At 62.8% G+C, this 16,984-nt stretch carries 20 protein-coding genes; 7 read left to right on the top strand and 13 right to left on the bottom strand.

All coding sequences use genetic code 11. The annotated features are described in order from the left end of the window. Positions 1–32: 32 nt before the first annotated feature. Both X773_RS62385 and X773_RS62380 read right to left on the bottom strand, forming a co-directional pair. Positions 33–752, bottom strand: coding sequence for a response regulator transcription factor (locus X773_RS62385; RefSeq protein WP_023678415.1), 720 nt, complete (start codon positions 750–752; stop codon positions 33–35). Continuing rightward, entirely contained in the window at positions 739–1,266 is a 528-nt protein-coding gene (locus X773_RS62380; protein ID WP_023678414.1) for a MarR family transcriptional regulator, read from the bottom strand. Before X773_RS62380 ends, X773_RS62385 begins: the two co-directional genes overlap by 14 nt. A 249-nt stretch (positions 1,267–1,515) precedes the next feature. On the opposite strand from X773_RS62380, the gene X773_RS62375 reads away from it, so the two are divergent. From X773_RS62375 to X773_RS62365, 3 genes are all read left to right on the top strand, one after another. Further along, positions 1,516–2,409 (top strand): branched-chain amino acid aminotransferase, encoded by an 894-nt coding sequence (locus tag X773_RS62375; protein WP_023678413.1) that lies wholly within the window; start codon positions 1,516–1,518, stop codon positions 2,407–2,409. A gap of 145 nt (positions 2,410–2,554) precedes the next feature. Beyond that, positions 2,555–2,866, top strand: a complete 312-nt coding sequence (locus X773_RS62370; protein WP_023678412.1) for a hypothetical protein — start codon at positions 2,555–2,557, stop codon at positions 2,864–2,866. A 176-nt stretch (positions 2,867–3,042) separates the two neighbouring features. Next, a complete protein-coding gene (locus X773_RS62365; protein ID WP_023678411.1) occupies positions 3,043–3,684 on the top strand; it encodes an MBL fold metallo-hydrolase in 642 nt (213 codons plus the stop codon). 69 nt (positions 3,685–3,753) lie between these two features. On the opposite strand, the gene X773_RS62360 is transcribed toward X773_RS62365, so the two are convergent. From X773_RS62360 to X773_RS62350, 3 genes are all read right to left on the bottom strand, one after another. Further along, positions 3,754–4,164 (bottom strand): BA14K family protein, encoded by a 411-nt coding sequence (locus tag X773_RS62360; RefSeq protein WP_023678410.1) that lies wholly within the window; start codon positions 4,162–4,164, stop codon positions 3,754–3,756. Between the two features lie 192 nt (positions 4,165–4,356). Continuing rightward, positions 4,357–4,569, bottom strand: a complete 213-nt coding sequence (locus X773_RS62355) for a cold-shock protein (RefSeq protein WP_006202521.1) — start codon at positions 4,567–4,569, stop codon at positions 4,357–4,359. 229 nt (positions 4,570–4,798) lie between these two features. After that, positions 4,799–5,011: a cold-shock protein gene (locus X773_RS62350; protein WP_006202520.1), complete on the bottom strand. Its 213-nt coding sequence runs from the start codon at positions 5,009–5,011 to the stop codon at positions 4,799–4,801. 491 nt (positions 5,012–5,502) lie between these two features. Here X773_RS62350 and X773_RS62345 point away from each other — a divergent pair, with 491 nt between their 5' ends. Continuing rightward, entirely contained in the window at positions 5,503–5,904 is a 402-nt protein-coding gene (locus tag X773_RS62345) for a Kazal-type serine protease inhibitor (protein WP_023678409.1), read from the top strand. 138 nt (positions 5,905–6,042) lie between these two features. On the opposite strand, the gene X773_RS62340 is transcribed toward X773_RS62345, so the two are convergent. Both X773_RS62340 and X773_RS62335 read right to left on the bottom strand, forming a co-directional pair. After that, a complete protein-coding gene (locus X773_RS62340) occupies positions 6,043–6,288 on the bottom strand; it encodes a hypothetical protein (protein WP_023678408.1) in 246 nt (81 codons plus the stop codon). Next, positions 6,285–6,551, bottom strand: coding sequence for a hypothetical protein (locus tag X773_RS62335; RefSeq protein ID WP_023678407.1), 267 nt, complete (start codon positions 6,549–6,551; stop codon positions 6,285–6,287). The genes X773_RS62340 and X773_RS62335 overlap by 4 nt, the downstream gene beginning before the upstream one ends. Before the next feature lie 367 nt (positions 6,552–6,918). Here X773_RS62335 and X773_RS62330 point away from each other — a divergent pair, with 367 nt between their 5' ends. From X773_RS62330 to X773_RS62320, 3 genes are all read left to right on the top strand, one after another. Then, entirely contained in the window at positions 6,919–7,101 is a 183-nt protein-coding gene (locus X773_RS62330; RefSeq protein WP_023678406.1) for a hypothetical protein, read from the top strand. A gap of 10 nt (positions 7,102–7,111) precedes the next feature. Then, on the top strand, positions 7,112–7,378 hold the full coding sequence (locus X773_RS62325; protein WP_023678405.1) for a DUF1488 domain-containing protein: 267 nt from the start codon (positions 7,112–7,114) through the stop codon (positions 7,376–7,378). Between the two features lie 185 nt (positions 7,379–7,563). Further along, positions 7,564–9,219 carry a tetratricopeptide repeat-containing sulfotransferase family protein gene (locus X773_RS62320; RefSeq protein ID WP_023678404.1) on the top strand — a complete coding sequence of 552 codons (1,656 nt, stop codon included), beginning with the start codon at positions 7,564–7,566 and terminating at the stop codon, positions 9,217–9,219. On the opposite strand, the gene X773_RS62315 is transcribed toward X773_RS62320, so the two are convergent. From X773_RS62315 to X773_RS62295, 6 genes are all read right to left on the bottom strand, one after another. Continuing rightward, on the bottom strand, positions 9,206–9,559 hold the full coding sequence (locus X773_RS62315) for a DUF1428 domain-containing protein (RefSeq protein WP_023678403.1): 354 nt from the start codon (positions 9,557–9,559) through the stop codon (positions 9,206–9,208). The genes X773_RS62320 and X773_RS62315 overlap by 14 nt on opposite strands. Before the next feature lie 77 nt (positions 9,560–9,636). Continuing rightward, positions 9,637–10,065 (bottom strand): glyoxalase/bleomycin resistance/extradiol dioxygenase family protein, encoded by a 429-nt coding sequence (locus X773_RS62310; protein WP_023678402.1) that lies wholly within the window; start codon positions 10,063–10,065, stop codon positions 9,637–9,639. A 128-nt stretch (positions 10,066–10,193) separates the two neighbouring features. After that, on the bottom strand, positions 10,194–10,367 hold the full coding sequence (locus X773_RS77430) for a hypothetical protein (protein WP_023678401.1): 174 nt from the start codon (positions 10,365–10,367) through the stop codon (positions 10,194–10,196). Positions 10,368–10,471: 104 nt separating this feature from the next. Next, on the bottom strand, positions 10,472–12,001 hold the full coding sequence (locus X773_RS62305; protein WP_023678400.1) for an ABC-F family ATP-binding cassette domain-containing protein: 1,530 nt from the start codon (positions 11,999–12,001) through the stop codon (positions 10,472–10,474). 431 nt (positions 12,002–12,432) lie between these two features. Continuing rightward, the gene (uvrB, locus tag X773_RS62300) at positions 12,433–15,552 is read right to left on the bottom strand and encodes an excinuclease ABC subunit UvrB (protein WP_023678399.1); all 3,120 of its coding nucleotides are present in this window, start codon (positions 15,550–15,552) and stop codon (positions 12,433–12,435) included. Between the two features lie 113 nt (positions 15,553–15,665). After that, positions 15,666–16,919, bottom strand: a complete 1,254-nt coding sequence (locus X773_RS62295; RefSeq protein WP_023678398.1) for a hypothetical protein — start codon at positions 16,917–16,919, stop codon at positions 15,666–15,668. Between the last annotated feature and the right edge of the window lie 65 nt (positions 16,920–16,984).

Here is a 16,984-nt window from a genome sequence, read left to right as displayed (position 1 = left end):
CGGCCCGGCAAAGGACCGCTGTCGGCGACATTCTATTCCACGCTGAGCCGATACCCAATACCGCGCACTGTCTGCAGCCAGACCGGATTGGACGGATCGCGTTCGATCTTGCGGCGGAGCCGATTGATCTGGACGTCGATCGTGCGCTCGCCGACCTCGGATTCATCGCCGACAAGCTCATGCCGCGGTATCGTTTCGCCGGCACGCGCAGCGAAGATCGCCAGGATTTCCTGCTCGCGGTCGGTCAGCTTGAGCGCCTCGCCGCCGCGCTTCAGCTCACGCCTGGCGATCTGGAACGTATAGGGGCCAAAGACCAGCTGTTCGACCTTAGGCGTTGTCGCGGGGCCGCCGCGGCGCAGGATATTGTTGATACGCAGGATCAGCTCGCGCGGGTCGAACGGTTTAGGCAGATAGTCGTCGGCGCCGGCCTCGAGCCCGGTAATCCGGCTGTCGGTTTCGGACAGTGCGGTGAGCATCAGGATCGGCACGTTTTTCTCCGCCCGCAGCGCCTTGGTGAGGTCGACGCCACTTTCACCCGGCATCATGACGTCGAGCACGATCAGATCGAAGTCGAGGCCGGCGAGCTTGCGCCGCGCCTCGCCGGAATTTCCGGCGACGGTGACGCGAAAGCCGTTTTCGGTCAGATACTGTTTCAGAAGATTGCGGATACGGGTGTCGTCGTCGACCACCAGCAGATGCGGCGCGTCGTCTTCCGGTGCTGTCGGATGATCAACCCTCTCAATGGTCTCCATGGTTTTTCCCTGACATCTTTGCGGGCACAATGTCGATCTGCGCCCTTAGTTCCGGATTGACCATCGCTTCAAGGAACCGTTCGATAACGGCGCGTTCGGTGGCTCCGGAATCTTCCAATGCAGCATGGATGCGGCGCGACTGTGGCCGCGCCAGCGCCAGCGCCAGGGCACGGCCCTTGGCCGTCGGGTAGAGTTCGCGCTGGCGGCGGTCGCGAGGGCCCTGCAATTGCACGATATGGTCGGTGTCGATCAGTTGCTTGAGCACGCGCGCCAGGCTCTGCTTGGTGATCTTGAGCACGTCGAGGAGCTCGGCGACCGTCAGCCCGGGCCGGCGATTGACGAAATGCAGAACCCGGTGATGGGCACGGCCAAAACCGTATTCGGCCAGGATCTGGTCCGGATCGGAGGTAAAGTCGCGATAGGCGAAGAAAAACAACTCGATGATGGCGAAATCGATGCCGTCCTCGTCGGTGATCGCCGTCCTGATCGGTTCTGCGGCTGCGTGGCTCGTCATCTTTTCTCCGTGTGAAGCAGGAAATTATGTCAGCACTATTGACGTATTTTCCGCGCGATGGTAATTTTTGGCAAGCTTTTCGGCGGATTGCGAACGAAAAGGCAAGCGAAGCCGTTTTTTCCGGAACTTCCTGAGTTTGCCAGACCTTAAATATCCGCCTACGCTTTGAGACAATGGCCGCCCACAGCGGCCGAAACGAAACACGCAACGACGCAATGATGTGCGGGCCGCCGCCCGCGGGAGGTTACCATGGCATCCGTTCCCTTCGACCAACTGGACGGCTTTATCTGGATGAACGGCGAATTCGTCAAATGGGCCGACGCCAAGATCCACGTCTTGACCCACGGGCTGCACTACGCCAGCGCGGTATTCGAGGGCGAGCGCGCTTATGGGGGCGAAATTTTCAAGCTGACCGACCACACCGAACGCCTGCATGAATCGGCGCGCCTGCTTGGCTTCAAGATACCCTACTCGGTCGCCGAGATCGACGACGCCTGCCGCACGCTGTTGAAGAAGCAAGGTTTCCAAGACGCCTATGTCCGGCCGATCGCGTGGCGCGGCAGTGAACAGATGGGCGTTTCCGCACAGAACAGCCGGATCAACTGCGCCATCGCCATCTGGCAGTGGCCAAGCTATTTCGACCCGGCGCAGAAGCTCAAGGGTATCCGGCTCGACATGGCCGAATGGCGCCGCCCCGACCCGCGCACCGCACCGTCGAAATCGAAGGCGGCCGGCCTCTACATGATCTGCACCATGTCCAAGCATGCCGCCGAGGCCAAGGGCTATGCCGACGCCATGATGCTCGACTGGCGTGGCCAGGTGGCGGAAGCGACAGGCGCCAACATCTTCTTCGTCAAGGACGGCAAGATCCATACGCCCAAGCCTGATTGCTTCCTTGACGGCATCACCCGCCGCACGGTCATCGACCTTGCCAAGGACCGCGGTGTGGAGGTGATCGAGCGCGCCATCATGCCGGAGGAGCTTGAAGGCTTCCACCAGTGCTTCCTCACCGGGACGGCGGCCGAGGTGACACCGGTTTCGGAGATCGGTCCGTACCGATTCGAGGTCGGCGATATCGCCAAGACATTGATGAACGACTATTCTGCGGCGGTTCAACCCAACCACGCGATTGCTGCAGAATAACGAAAGTCACAGGTTTTTTATCAAGTAGGGGCGGTTTTCGGGCCGCCCCTTTTATTTAAGCGTTTGCGCATTTGACTTTCATTCAATTCGGCGTCTCATGATGGCGTCGGCCTGGGAGGCTGGCAGCTATGGAGGGACTGGAAATATGGATATGAACACGCTTCTTCCGATCATTATTCAGGTGATTACGGGCATCATCGGTGGCCAGGCGGTGGGTGCGGCTATCAAGAGTGCGGCGATGGGGCAGCTTACCAAAATCCTGGGTGGCGCTGTCGGCGGCGTCGGCGGTGCGGCCATCCTCAACAGTCTGCTGGGTGGCGCGGTCGATCCGGCAGCAGCCGCCACGGCGGCAGGGGCCGGCAGCGCGTTGAACATTTCAAATATCGTTGGCGGTGCCGGCGGCGGCGCCATCCTGACCGGCATCATCGGTGCGGTCATGAACGCGATGAAGAAATAAGCTTCGACGTTTCAGGTTGTCAAATGGGCGGCTTCGGCCGCCCATTTCGTTTGCCGTTTGTGGGAGCGGTGGACGCCGTTCGCGTGTGTCTCTACATCAGGGCCTGGTTCAAGGTTGGAGATCTCCTGACGCGTTCGAGGGGACGCGCAGCACTCCGACAGCGTGAAAGGACGAATATGGGTCAGCTCAACGCCGGCATCGTGCCGGTCACGCCGTTCCAGCAGAACTGCACCATCCTCTTCGACATGGACGACAGACAAGGCGTTGTCGTCGATCCGGGCGGTGACATCGACAAGGTGCTGGCGGCGCTCGAGGACAATGCGATCACTGCCGGCGCGATCTGGATTACGCATGGCCATATCGACCATGCCGGCGGGGCCATGGAACTGAAGGAGGCGCTCGGTATCGAGATCATCGGTCCGCATGCCGCCGACCGGCCGCTGCTCGCCAATCTCGAGAACCAGGCAAAGCGCTACGGCATCACCGATCCCGTGCGCAACTGTGTCCCCGACCGGTTCCTTGCCGAAGGCGAGACCGTTTCGTTCGGCTCACACGAGTTCGAGGTGCTCCATTGTCCGGGCCATGCACCCGGCCACGTCGTCTACTATAGCCGGGCTGCGAAGTTCGCCCATGTCGGCGACGTGCTGTTCCGCGGTTCGGTCGGCCGCACCGATCTGCCGGGCGGCAACCACGCCGCGCTGATCGCCTCGATCAAGGAGAAGCTTTTGCCGTTGGGCGACGACATCGGCTTTATCTGCGGCCATGGTCCCGGCGGCCGTTTTGGTGAGGAGCGGCGGAGCAATCCTTTTCTGGTCTGAAACCGCTTGCCGGAAACAAAAAGCGCGGCCTGTGCGACCGCGCTTTTTTCCGACGGGAAACTGCCTCCGCTAATTGGCGGTGCAGAAATGCTGTTCGCCGTCATAGCCGGTGAACGTGCCGGTACGGGCGTTGAAGCTCCGGTAGCGGTCCGAGCAGTATTCGTACCAGCCGCGGGTCCACGGCTCCGCATAGCTTTCGGCATAGGCCACTCGCGGCTGCACGTAATAACGGCGCACCGGGGCAGGCCTGTAGTATTCATCATCATAGGCCGGGTCGTAATAGCGGGGCTGCGGGCTGGCGAGCGCACCGCCGATCAGGGCACCGGCCGCAAGGCCGAGCACGCCGGCCGCAACGGCGTCGCCGTGGCCGTGGTGGCGGCGGTGATGGCGCCATTCGTCGGCATTGGCCGCGGGCAAGGTCGCAAGCGTGGTCGCAACGACCGCGGCGGACAGGATGGCAGTCTTGAAAATTCGGTTCATGTCGGTCTCCTTCGTGCCGGCCCGGGTCGTTTTCGGGGGATGCGGTCCGGCTTTAACGAAGATTAATATGCGACCGTGGCTGAACGGGGGCTGAACGAAATTTGACCAGGCGGTTCATCTAACTGGGCGGTTCAAGCGTGCGGCAAACACCGCAGGCCAGACCGGCCCACGTCCATTCTGTCCGGGGGTGGTTCAGCCGATCGACAGGTTGACGGCTTTCGGACCCTTGCCGCGCTTGTCCGGCTCGGTGTCGAATGTCACTTTCTGCCCATCCTCAAGACCGGGAAGACCCGACGCCTGCACGGCCGAAATATGGACGAAGACATCCTTTGCCCCGTCGTCCGGCGTGATGAAGCCGAAGCCCTTGGCGTGATTGAAGAATTTGACGGTGCCGGTCTGCGGCATGGGAAGCTCCTTTGATCCCACAAGTCCAGTCTCGGGCCGGCAAATGCCCGGACGGAAATTTGTCCTTTATTTTAGTGCCATCGGCAAGAGAAAGTTTTGCGGGTGCGGGCAAGCATCCCGGAACACAAAAGGCGCGACGAAAACCGCCGCGCCTTTACAGAATTCAAGTTCACTCCAAAAGCCTTGCAGCATCCTCACACCCCGAAAGGACGCGCGGCACGCTGTGGTTTCAGGCAGCGCGGAGATTGACCGCTTTCGGACCCTTGCCCATACGGTCGGGCTCGACATCGAAGGTGACCTTCTGACCGTCGACAAGCGTGCGCAGCCCGGAAGCCTCGATCGCCGAGATGTGGACGAACACATCCTTGGCGCCGCCATCGGGCGTGATGAAGCCGAAGCCTTTGGTAGCGTTGAAGAATTTAACGGTGCCGGTCTGGGCCATTGGGGAAACTCCTTCACCCGTGTCAGTCTTGGTGGTTCCGCCCGCCGCCTGGCGCCGTGGGCAAGTCCCGGTGGTTGCTTCGGCAGTCATGCATTGGCGCATGGGTAAAACCCCCCGCCGAAAACGGGGCTGTCAGAGATTCACAGTATCGGGGAAAGGTCGTCCAAAACGTTCCGCTCTCCGGGTCGCAAATGCCCGAACACAAAATTTATCGCACGGAAACGTGATGCTTGCAAGACACAGCCGCGGGCGGCCCCAACAGGCGCATCCCGACGCATCGCACCGATAGTCCCGGTTCTCTGCGCGGTCATCGGCCAGACTTCACCCAGGCATGGTCCAGCCAGCGGGGCAGGTGCTGTCTTGGCTTGCGCCGGCATACCGCCCTGGCTCGCCAGTTGCAAACAGGGGTTGCATCTGGCAGCGGAATGACGAGGATCGGCCTGACCCAGGCACCATTTGTGCAGGCAGGAGTTTCGAGGGAGGGAACATTCATGCGGTTTCTTGCGGCAATCTTTCCGCGGCAGGTTTTTTCCATCCTGTTCCTGTCGGCAATTCTCGCAGCCTGCACCGTCGTGGTGGATGATGAGGGGCCGGGGCCGCGCCCGCCACGGCCGGGGCCGCAATTCTGCACTAGGCAATATGACCCGGTCTGTGCCCGGCGCGGCGGCGACCGCCAGACCTTCGCCAATGCCTGCCTTGCCGAACGGGCCGGATACCGCATCATTCGCGAGGGCGAGTGCCGCGGCGGTGGTGGTGGCGGTGAGGAGCAGACATTCTGCACCCGCGAATACCGCCCGGTCTGTGCCCGTCGCCATGGCGAACTGCGCACATTCCCCAACGAATGCGAAGCCCGCGCGGCGGATTATCGCGTCGTCGATGACGGGCCCTGCTAGCGCACCGACCTACAGCCTGGCCGGATAAGCACCATCTGGGGGCCGGCGTAGAGCTCAGCGCCGTTCCCGTTGGAGATGCGCAGGCGACGCAGATCTGCGGCACCATCAGCATGTGAAGCAGCGTTGCGGCGCGTCGGCTCAGTTGGCCGGGTTGTCGACCGGTTCGAGATTGTCTTCCGTGGTGACCCGCTCATAGGTCTCCTGATCGCTGCGGATGCGATATTGCGGCGAGCCGTCCTTGACCGGCAGCCGGCTCTTGATCTGGAACAGCTCCGCGGTCTTTTGGGCAAGGCCGGTGCGGCTCTTCATGCGGACGGTCTGGCCGACGGTGAAGATATGCGCCGGCGTGTCCGTGCGCCGCGCATTCTGCTGGAAGCGGATCATGTGACATTCTCCTGGTCGTGCCGAAGCGCTGCGTCGAGCTCGGCATGGTCAATGGCGACAAGCTGGCTGGTCGCGCTTTTCACTGTCCTTGCCGGCAGATGGATGAAAGTGGCGACGCGGCGCCAGGCAGGCCAGGACATGCCGTCGATCAGTTCTTCGTCGTGGTCGATGTCATAGTCGCCGGCCGGCTGCACGCCATCCAGCCCGCCAAGCACGAAAGGTGCCGCGAAATGCGCTATGGAATGGGTGGTGCGAGCAGACATTCTTGTGCCTCGAAGTTCTCGCTTGTGCCTTGAAGTTCTCGTGCCTTGAAGTTTCTTTCCGGCCTGCCCCGGAAGCGGAGCCTGCATTGCGGTACCAGGTGTCGGCGATTTGGATAAGTTTGGCGGGCCGAGAATCCCTGACACCGCGGGGCCAAGCATGGCCCAAAACGGTTTCATACCAATAGTCTGAAAATACGGCTTATTCAAGAAGTTTTCGGCCTCTTACCCCTACCAACGTCAAATTACTTTTCTATAGTTATCCGCAGAACGATGATACGGTCCCGGTGCACCTCAAAAATTGTTTGAAGAACTTCCGAAAAAATTCCTCCGGCATTTGTATTTATCTAGCAATGGAAGGAAGAGAGTCATGAACTCCGCAAGAACACCGGATGTCCCGACAGTTGCAGTCAGTCCTGTCGCAAAGCCGATAAAGGTCTTGTCGCCGCGTCTCACGATAAGAAGCGACGAGGCGGCAAGGCGAAGGATTGCCGACACCGACGGCACGGCGCGGCGGGCGCGCCAGCTTGCCGAAAGCAACCGCCTGATTTGACGCGCAAGCCATGACGCTCAATTTTCCCAATCCCAGCCGCTCCTATGACGCGGCGGCCAAGCGCATTCGTTTCGTCGGCCATGACGGCATGCTCGAAGTCCCGTTCTTTGTCGAGGTCGCGGCACTTTCGGCGGCAAACCCGGCAGCAAGCGGAGCCGAGGCCGAATTTCTCAGCGCCTTCGACGCCAAGCGTTCGTCGATCCACGAGATTGCGCGCCAAGCCTACTCGCACGGCCGCAGGAACATGTATGTGCTGACGCCGGCCGACTTTCGGTAGGCTCCCCCCGGGTTCGAAGGTTTGCTTCGCAGCGACCGCCGTCTGCTCTTGCACGCGCCGCAGCGATGGCCTAGATCGCGGCAGGCGGACAACACGGCAGGTTTCCCATCAACAGAGATCCGAGACAACCGGCAGGCGCACGTTACGGCTCAGGCGGACAGCCGCCGCTGGGGCTCGACCAGCACGTGCAGCAGGCGCTGCAGCTGCACCAGGCCGGGCGCCGGCAGGAAGCCGAGGCGCTTTACCGGCAGGTGCTGGCGCAAAAGGCCAACCACCCGGCTGCTGCGCATTTCCTCGGGCTTCTGCTGCACCAGACCGGGCGCAGCGCCGAGGGGCTGGCGCTGATCGAACAATCGGTGCGTCTGCAACCGAACAATCCGGATTTCCTCAACAATCTCGGCACCGTGCTGCGCGACCTCGGCCGGGTCGCGGCCGCCGCCGATCTCTTCCGCAAGGTGGTGGCGATTCGGCCGGACCAGCTGGCGGCGCGTGACAATCTCGGCTCGTCGCTGAAGCAGCTCGGCCAATTCGAAGGCGCCGAGGATATTTATCGCGGCACGATCGGCCGTAACCCGTTCCATGTCCGCGCCCGCGTCGGGCTTGCCGAAACGCTGCAGGAAGCGGGCCGGCTGGATGAGGCACTGGCTGTCTTTCGCGAGGCGCTGACGATCCGGCCGAAGGATGCCGATCTTTTGCACGGCCTGGGTGTCGGGCTGATGGAAAAGGGCAATCTCGACGAGGCTGCGGATCTTTTCAGGCAGGCGCTGGCTGTGGACCCCGGCATGGCGAGGACCTGGCTGATGCTTACCCAGGTCAAGCGCCAGAAGGAGCGCGACGCCGAGCTTGCCCGCATGGAGGCGGAGCACGCCAAGGCGCCGCAAGGCAGCCTGGCGCGCATGCAGCTTTCCTTCGGCCTCGGCAAGGCCAATGACGACCTCAGGGATTATGGCCGCGCCTTCGACTATTTCGCCGAAGGCAACGCGATCCGCCGCCAGGGCATCGACTACGACGCCGGCAAGACGCGCGGCGAGTTCGAGGCGATGAAGGCGGTGTTCGACAAGGCCTTTTTTGAAAGGCACAGGCCGAGCGGGATAGCCGACGACACGCCGATCTTCGTCGTCGGCATGCCGCGTTCCGGCACCACGCTGGTCGAGCAGATCATCGCCAGCCATCCGCAGGTCTATGGCGCCGGCGAGCTCAGCATATTGAAGACGGCGGTCGGCAAGCAGTTTCCGCTCAGCATGAAGGGCGGCTTTCCCTGGGGCATCGCCGACATGCCCGACAAGGCCTATGCCGAGGCCGGCCAGGCCTATCTCGACATGCTGCACGCCCGCTATCCGGGTTCTCGGCACGTCACCGACAAGATGCCCGGCAATTTCCTCTTGGTGGGCTTCATCCATTTGATGCTGCCGAAGGCCAAGATCATCCATTGCGCGCGCGATGCGGCGGCGACCTGCCTGTCGATCTACAAGGTGCACTTCCGCGGCGACAGCCATCGCTACGGCTACGATCTCGACGAGCTCGCCGATTTCCACAATCTGTACACCGACATCATGGCGCACTGGCACGCCGTGCTGCCTGATGTCGTGCACGACGTTCGCTACGAGGATTTCGTCGCCGACCAGGAAGGCCAGTCGCGGGCGCTGATCGCCCATCTCGGCCTGCCGTGGGACGACGCCGTGCTGTCGTTCCACCAGACCGACCGGCCGGTGCGAACGGCGTCGGCTGCGCAAGTGCGCCAGCCGATGTATCAGGGCTCGGTCGACCTGTGGAAGCGCTATGGCGACCGGTTGAAGCCGCTGCACGACAAACTTGATCGAGGGGCGCCTACAGCTCGATGAAGGGCTGAAAACCGCCAAAGATCATGCGCTTGCCGTCGAACGGCATGGTCTCCCAGTCCGACTTGAGGCGCGGGTCGGCCATCACCTTGGCCATCACCGCGTCGCGGCTCTGGCGCGATTCGTAGACCACCCATGAGAAGATGACGACCTCGTCGTCCTTGGCCTGCACGGCGCGCGGGAACGAGGTGAGCTCGCCATAAGGGACGTCGTCGCCGACGCATTCGACGTAGGCAAGAGCACCGTGCTCCTTCCAGACGGCGCCGCCGGTTTCCGCCAGCTTCTTGTAAGCATCGAGCTTTGCCTTCGGTACGGCAAGTACGAAACCGTCGACATAGGACATCTGATTTCCTCCATGCGATCGTTTTCCTCTCCCTCTGGAGCGGGAGAGGTGATTTCAGACACAGCCTGTGTGGAATGCTAAGCTGCTTTCACCGGTGCGTTCATTGCCCATTCGACGCCGAACGGATCACGCATATTGCCCCAGCGATCGCCCCAGAACATCACCTGCAACGGCACGACTTCCTTGCAGCCCGCCTCGACGGCTCGCTGCCACCAGGCGTCGATGTCGTCGCTGCCGAGATGGAGCTGCATGGTGTAGCCCTGCGGCTTCACAGCGGCCATTCCATGCTCGGGATAGAAGTCGGAAAGCATCAGGGTCGAACCGTTGATGTGGAGATGGATATGCATGGTGCGGCCCTGTTCGTCCGGCGGATAGGCAAAGACCTGCTCGGCACCGAAGGCCTTTTGGTAAAATTCTGCGGCTTTGAAAGCGCCGTCCAGCTGAAGGTAGGGCGTCAATCCGCCAAGCACTTTGGCGGCGGGCTGGGTCTGCGGCTGGTCATTCATGTCATGCTCCTCTTTGCGTCTGGTTTGCCTTTGCGAACCACAGGACGAACGAAATGGCGACGATCCTACACGGCCGATGGTTTTTTGGATTCGAAATGGCGCCTGCCGCGACGGCCAACTGCCACCTTTCAACCTTCGATGCGAATCCGCGGGCTGTTTTGCGCGTCGACGACGATTTCCGGCCAGCCAATATCTTTGCGCAGCTCGATCGGCAACGAAAGGATGGCGCGTTCGCTGCGATAACGGGCGCGAGCCGCCGAGTAACGCGTCACGGCGTAACCTATGGATGACAGAATAGACATGATGCTTTCTCCTCGATTGGCGCCGGCATCACCGTGTCGGCAACCCAAGGACGTGGCATGCGATCATCATCCGACAGAGCGCCGGAATTTTTTTCCGCAAGCCTTCAGCCGCCGGCTTCGGCAACCTCCCGGAAGAACTCCTCCGGGCTGTCGATCTCGGTCAATCGCCGTTTCTCGATCAGCCAGAAGCGGTTGCCAACCGCGCGGATGAAGGAGCGGTCGTGCGAGGCAAGCAGGCAGCTCGCCTGATGTTCCAGCAATTCCGCTTCCAGTGCTTCCTGACCATCGATATCGAGGTGATTGGTCGGCTCGTCGAGCAAATAGAAGTTGGGATTGGCGAGCCTGAGCGCCAGCATCATCAGCCGCGCCTTCTGCCCGCCCGACAGCACGCCGATCCTGCGCTCCTGCATGTCGATGCTGACGCCGGCGCCCGCCAGCAGCGAGCGGGCGCGCTGCTCGCCGACATCGAATCTGCGCGAGAGCATCGCCAGCGGCGTGTCGTCGCCGCCGATGCCCGACAATGCCTGGTCGCTATAGCCGAGCACCGTCGACGGCGTCACCTTCAGGCTTTGCGCCGCTGTTTCCGGCTCGACGATGGCGTTCCGGATCAGGCCGATCAGCCGTGACTTGCCGACGCCGTTACGGCCGAGCAGGACGATGCGGTCGCCTTGGCAGATGTGGCGCTTGCCGGTGCTGAACAGAACCGTGCCGTCAGGTGTTCCGACCACCAAATCGTCGAGCGTGATCAGCACCTTGGCATGGCTGCCGCGATTGGCGAGCTTGATCGCGCCCGCTGATCTTTCGCGGTGTGCCGGCGCTGCCGCTTCTTCCAGACGCTCTGCCCGCTGGTTGAGCTGCTTGGTCTTGACCGTCAAAAGGTCGCTGCCGGAATTGATGCCGATATTGTTGAGCTTGGCGGCCTGCCGGCGCAGCTGCTGCGCCACTTTCATGTCGCGCTGGAATTTGCGCTCGGTCGAGGCATCGACTTCGCTCAATGCGTCCCTGGCTCGTGAATAGGGCAGCGAGAATACCGGCGACTGTTCGGGGCGCAGGAACAGCGTCCGGTTGGTCGTAGCATCGAGAAAAGCGCGGTCGTGGCTGGCAATCACCAGCGGCACCTCACGTGGCAGCGCGTTCAGCCAGGTCTCGAGCTGGCTGATCTTGCCGAGATCGAGGTGATTGGTCGGCTCGTCGAGAAGCAGGACGTCGGGGTCGGTGACCCAGACGCGGGCGATCAGCGCCAGCCTTTGCCAGCCGCCGCTCAAGGCCCGCATCGGCCGCTCGCGCATCGGCTGCGGCACATCGAGCGAGTCGAGAACCACGTCAACGCGCCATTGCTCGCTTTCGGCCTGCTCGGCCGGCAAGGCGTCGGCCACGACCTCATGAAAGCTACGCCCGGCCAAGGCTGCGGAGACGACTTGCTCGACATAGCCGACGCGCAGGCCGCGCGTGCGGGTGATGTCGCCTGATGTCGGCTCCATCTCGCCGGTCAGGCACTTCAGCAAAGTGGATTTGCCCCGACCATTGGCGGCGACGATGCCGAGCCGGTCGCCGGTGCCGATGGTGAGGTCGAGGTTGGAGAAGAGCGGCGCACTCATGGTGACGCCGAGGGACTTGAGGCTGATCAGGGCCATATTGATTTCTCTGGTCTTGCCGGAGCCCGGCTCAATGCACTTTGACGGTGCGCAGGCTGGCCATCAGGCTCGGCGTTGCAGCACCACGAAGGGCGGACCAAAAAATCGAAGCGGGAGAACCCGGACCGTCTCTGGTCAGCCCTGCAAGCAAGCTCGCAGGGCAGAGACAGGGCCGCGCTGACGGTGGTGAGAAAATAACACGCAGCCCTCCTTTCAAGACGTTCGAGTTGTAGAAACTGGCTACACCAAGGGTAGGGCCGATGGCAAGTGGCTAGGCTCCCCCTTCTCCACTTGTGGGAGAAGGTGGCCGCGAAGCGGTCGGATGAGGGGTGCTCCAGCTTGGCACCGACGGCGATCCGTCCAGCACCCCTCAACCGTCTCGGCGCTGCGCGCCGATCCACCTTCTCCCACAAGGGGAGAAGGGAAGCTCGCTACCGTCCCGGCCGACCCGTCTTGCCGGGCCGGCGCTTTTCACGGCGGGCGTCGGCGGGGTCTTCGTAGGAGCCGATGCCGGCGCGCTGGCGGGCAACAGGTTTGGCGGAATCGTCGCGTTCCTTCGCGCCCCCCTCTGCCCTGCCGGGCATCTCCCCCACTTGGGGGGAGATCGGCTGCGGCTTGGCCGGCACTTTTCCCTCGACTGGCTTTTCCGTGCGCCGCACCGTCATCTCGTCGAGCGAATTCTTCTTGAACAGCGGTTTGATCGGCTCGCCGGGGATGCCGAAATCGGAGCCGTGCGCCTCTTCTGCCGACTGCTTCTTGAACAGCGAACGCGACACTGCGCCGGCAGGGGTCGGCATGTCGGTGCCGGGTCCCATGGCGTCGAGCGAGGGTTTTGCGAAGAGCGGTTTCTTGACCGGCACGGCACCGTCGGCCCCCATCTCGTTGAGCGCGGGCTTGCGGAAGAGACCCTTGCCGTCGTCGTCGACCGCGCGGTGTATGGCACGGCCCTTGTTGTGCTTGCCCTTTTCGCGGCCCGAGACCGGGCTTTCCATGTCGGCATATTTGGCCAGCGGATCGTCGGAGATGGACAGCTCCATCTCGCGCAGCCGCTTGATCTCGTCGCGGATGCGGGCCGCCTTCTCAAAGTCGAGGTTGGCGGCGGCGTCGCGCATCTGCTTGTCCATCGCGTCGAGATGCGCCTTCAGATTGTTGCCCATCATCGCGCCGGCGCTGTCGGTGAACTGCGAGATATCGGCGCGGACATGATCTTTTTCGTAGACCGAGTCCAGGATGTCCGAAATGCGCGACTTGACCGATTCCGGGGTGATGCCGTTGGCCGCGTTCCACTCCATCTGCTTTTCGCGACGGCGATTGGTCTCGGCCATCGCCCGCTCCATCGAGCCGGTGATCTGGTCGGCGTAGAGGATGACCTTGCCGTCGACGTTTCTGGCGGCACGGCCGATGGTCTGGATCAGCGATGTCTCGGAGCGCAGGAAGCCTTCCTTGTCGGCGTCGAGAATGGCGACGAAGCCGCATTCGGGAATGTCGAGGCCTTCGCGCAGCAGGTTGATGCCGACCAGCACGTCGAAGGCGCCGAGGCGCAGGTCGCGCAGGATCTCGATACGCTCCAGCGTGTCGATGTCTGAGTGCATGTAGCGCACGCGAATGCCCTGCTCGTGCAGATACTCGGTCAGGTCCTCGGCCATGCGTTTGGTCAGCACGGTGACCAGCGTGCGGTAGCCGGCCCTGGTGGTCTCGCGGATTTCGCCCACGACATCGTCGACCTGCGTCTTGGCCGGGCGCACCTCGACCGGCGGATCGATCAGGCCGGTCGGGCGGATGACCTGTTCGGCGAAGACACCGCCGGACTGCTCCATCTCCCAACCGCCGGGCGTTGCCGAAACCGCAACGGAAAGCGGGCGCATGGCGTCCCACTCCTCGAAGCGCAGCGGCCGGTTGTCCATGCAGGACGGCAGGCGGAACCCATACTCGGCCAGCGTCGCCTTGCGGCGAAAGTCGCCGCGATACATGCCGCCGATCTGCGGTATGGTGACGTGACTTTCGTCGACAAAGACCAACGCATTGTCGGGGATGTATTCGAACAAGGTCGGCGGCGGATCGCCCGGCTGGCGGCCGGTCAGATAGCGCGAGTAATTCTCGATGCCGGCGCAGGAGCCCGTCGCTTCCAGCATCTCCAGGTCGAAGCGGGTGCGCTGCTCAAGCCGCTGCGCCTCGAGCAACCGACCCGCCCGTTCCAGTTCGACCAGCCGGTGCTTGAGTTCTTCCTTGATCGACTTGATGGCCTGATTGAGGGTCGGACGCGGCGTCACATAGTGCGAATTGGCGTAGATCTTGACGCTCTTCAGCTCGCCGGTCTTCTGGCCGGTCAGCGGGTCGAATTCGGTGATCGCCTCGATCTCGTCGCCGAACAGCGAGATGCGCCAGGCGCGGTCCTCGAGGTGAGCCGGGAAGATCTCGATCGTGTCGCCTCGCACCCGGAACGAGCCGCGGACGAAATTGATGTCTTGGCGCTTGTATTGCTGGGCGACGAGGTCGGCGAGCAGCGCGCGCTGGTCGAGCCGGTCGCCGATCTGCATCTGGAAGGTCATCGCCGTATAGGTCTCGACCGAGCCGATACCGTAGATGCAGGACACCGAGGCGACGATGATGACGTCGTCGCGCTCGAGCAGCGAGCGCGTCGCCGAATGGCGCATGCGGTCGATCTGCTCGTTGATCGAGGATTCCTTCTCGATGTAGGTGTCGGTCCGGGGCACATAGGCCTCAGGCTGGTAATAGTCGTAGTAGCTGACGAAATACTCGACGGCGTTTTCCGGGAAGAATTTCTTGAACTCGGAATAGAGCTGCGCGGCAAGCGTCTTGTTGGGCGCCAGGATCAGAGCGGGGCGCTGCGTCTCTTCGATCACCTTGGCCATGGTAAAGGTCTTGCCCGAGCCGGTGACGCCGAGCAGAACCTGGGTGCGGTCGTTGCTGTTGACGCCCTCGACGAGATCCTTGATCGCGGTCGGCTGGTCGCCGGCGGGCTCGAAATCCGAGACCATCTTGATGGCGATGCCGCCTTCGGATTTTTCCGGCCGGGCGGGACGGTGCGGCGTCCACAGCACGCCGTCCTTATGCAACGGATTGCCGGATTCGATCAGCGCCGACAGCGCCGCGACGGTGGCGGTGACGCCGCCCGAGGCCATTGTCTCGGCCTCTTCCAGTGAGACATCGAGGCCGGCGACAGGGTTGAGACCGGCCGCAGTGCGCTCCCGCGCCGAAGCCGCGCCGCCCATCGAGGTGCCGCGTGCCGTACGGCCGGGGGAAGAGGAGCGCTCGGGGATTTTCTTCGCCGGCTTCGGCGATTTGCCGCCGTCTTTGCCGGAAACGCGCCCTTCCTTCTCGGCTTCCTGCTCTATCTGCTCGGCCCAGTCGGCGATCGAGCCGGTCAGCGGCGCGCCGGTGAACTCGGCCTGCGGCGCCTCGGCAAAGCCGCCCTTGTACAAGGGCTCCGACGCATCGAGGAAATCGGTCAGCGGACTGCGCCGCTTGGGCGGCGAAGCGCGCTCGTCATTCGCCGGCGGAGGCGTTTTCTTGTCGGACAGTCTGGCCATGGCCCGAATATGGGAGGTATCGGCCAAAATGGAAAGAGCGGAGTGGCGGGTGGCGCGAGGCGCAATCCAGCTGCTGACAGAAGGGTGTCAGGAGCACCCTCCACGTTTCCCGCTCAATTAAACCAAAGCGCGAACGTCAGAAACCCGGCGCCGCCGAACTGGCGCTGGATCTGGTTGAACTCCTCGCTGGTGAGAATCTTCCCGCGCTCGAGATAGGGCGCGATGGCCGGGCCGGTGATCGACAGCACCAGGTCGAAGGTTTTTGGCTCATCAAAGAAGCGCTTCATGTTGATGCCTTTGTCGGCGATGCGGAAATGCGGCAGCAAGGTGCGTCCCTCCAGCAGATCCTCGGCCATGGCCAGGGCGGCGAGCCAGGCCTGTATCTGCTGCTCACCAACTTCGAGACCGGTCAGCGGGCTGGCGCCTTTCTGCTGCGGCCCAGGCAGCCATTCGCGGTCATTGTCGGTTTCGGCGCGGATGGCTTTCCAGTCCTCGCGCGACAGCCGGATCATTTCCATGAGATGGCGGCGTGCCGCTTGCCGGCGCTCCGGCTCGACCACTTGCCAGTTGATGAGATGGACCAGCGAGATGAAATCGGCGATGCGCCATTCGGACGACAGAATGCCGCCGCTCATGCCGCCGTCCGGCGGAACGAGCGTGTCCTGCAGCGGTAGTTTTGCGCGCGGGAACAGCATGTGGAAGGAGCCGTCGAACGTGTCCCTGAAATCATGCGCCAGCCAGAAGTCGGCCTGCGCCATCAGGAACTCGGCATAGCCCTGCAGCCAATAGCCGTCGGCGCGGTCGAAGCGGAAGATGAGGGCGGGCCCGGCCGCGTCTGGCGCACCGCCGCCGCGTGACAGAGACGCCATGATCGCCGCGGCGCTTTCGTCCGGCGCGATCGTGCCGTCCTCGTTGAGGTCGATGCCGAGGCGGGTGAGGTCGATGACCATGCCGATGTCCGCGTCGGCGGGTACCGAATCCAGCGTGGCTGCGGATTTCTCCAGCCGGTCGCGGAAGGCGACGAGAATGGCGCGGAATTGTTCGTAGGTCATCGGCTCGGGATTGGCATTGTCCGGCACCGGCAGCCGCATCAGCGGCAGCACGAAGGATTGCGGGCTGTCGAAACCGTGGCGGTGCAGACCGCCGGCCAGGATCTCCAGCGCTGTGAAGAATTCGCCGGCGCCGGCGGCGTAGGCGGCTGCCGGATCGCCTGGCGCGGCGGCTTCCAGAGTGGCAAGAGCGCTGTCGCGTTCGGCTACGATTTTTGCCTCAAACAGGGCCGCCGCTTCGGGAGCCGCGGCGCTGGGTAAAGCCAGCGGCAGGAGAAGAATGATGGCGCACGCCACCAGCCTGGAAAAACGCTTCATCGTGATCGCCCCTTTTGTCGCTCCGCACGAACCATACACGCATTTGGCTCACGGCGCCTGTTACC

Origin of the sequence: Mesorhizobium sp. LSJC280B00 (assembly GCF_000502835.1) — a bacterium.
In the GTDB taxonomy this organism is placed as follows: Bacteria; Pseudomonadota; Alphaproteobacteria; order Rhizobiales; family Rhizobiaceae; genus Mesorhizobium.
This window is presented reverse-complemented; position numbering and strand designations above follow the sequence as displayed.